This window comes from Mycobacterium sp. C31M, assembly GCF_053345865.1.
This window is the reverse complement of the sequence record NZ_JBKFAX010000041.1, coordinates 1-1,325: the sequence shown is the minus strand read 5'-3', so window position 1 is coordinate 1,325 and position 1,325 is coordinate 1. Positions and strand designations below refer to the sequence as shown.

1 protein-coding gene is annotated in these 1,325 nt (G+C 67.3%); it reads left to right on the top strand.

Going from position 1 to position 1,325, the window contains the following annotated elements:
* Positions 1–1,325: DUF222 domain-containing protein (locus tag ACLBYA_RS31575; protein WP_447713426.1), on the top strand; the 1,325-nt coding region annotated here is incomplete at both ends.

Sequence of the window (1,325 nt, the reverse complement as noted above, 5' to 3'; positions counted from 1 at the left end):
ATCACCTGGCGCACCCACCTGGTCACCGACCCCGACGCCCTAGCCTCGATTGATACCGGGATCGCCGAGAACGCCCACCAGTTCGGCGCCTTATCGGAGGAGGGGTTGATCCGGGCCATCGACTACTGGGTCCACACATACGATCCGCTGGCCGTCATCCGGTCCAAGGCCGCAGCCAAGGACCGCTACCTCGAATTCGGCGACAAGGACGACCCCGACGGTGTCGTGTCCTTCTGGGGTCGCATGCGCAGCACCGACGCCAAGCTCACCGACGCGCGCGCCGACCAGTTAGCCGACAGTGTCTGCGCCGAGGACCCCCGCACCAAACAAGAACGCCGCGCCGATGCGCTCGCCGCGGCCATGGCCGGCGCTGACCGGTTGACGTGCCTGTGCGGCAACACCGACTGCCCGGGATCCGGGAACGATCCACGCGCCGGTGCGGTCACCATCTATGTACTCACCGGACAACCACCCGACACCGCACACGGCCACCCACCACACACCGCACCCACCCCACCCGCACCCGGCGACGGGCCCGATCCACGACAACCACCCGAGGAATCGGCGGCCGACACCGAGGAACCGGTATCTGACGAGCCACCGGAAGCCGAACCGCAACCACCGGCCGCACCCGCCGCGCACTACACCGCACCCGGCGCCGGAGCCGGCACCTGCCTGGACGGCGACATCATCCCAGCCCACCTCATCGCCGAACTGGTCAACAGCGGCGCGAAAGTCCGCTTCCTGAGCAGCCCGGACGATCTCGGCCCAGAACCCCGCTACCGGCCCTCAGCCAAACTCGGGGCGTACGTGCGGATGACATCGATGACGTGCGCCTTCCCCGGCTGCGGGCGGCCCGCCCACAAAGCCGACCTCGACCACGTCACCCCCTGGCCGGCCGGGGCCACCCACCCCGGCAACCTGCGCCCGTACTGCCGCGAACATCACCTCATCAAGACCCTGAACACCGGCTGGACCCCCACCGCCCATTCGGACGGCTCAACAACCTGGGCCGCGCCCACCGGACACACCTACACCACCAGACCACTGGCATCGGTACTGTTCCCGCACAACGCCTTTCACACCGAGATCCCACGACAACGCCACATCAGCCTCATCGACAACCACGACCGCGAACCCACCATCCCGACACGACAACGCACCCGAAAACACGACCGCGAATACCGCATCAACGCCGAACGCACCCGCAACGCACTCGAAATCGCCCTCGAACAGAATCGCCAACGGCACCACCGACAAGGGTCGGACGGGGACCGCCAAAAACGAGGTCGACCCAACACCACCTACACCGACAACGACCCACC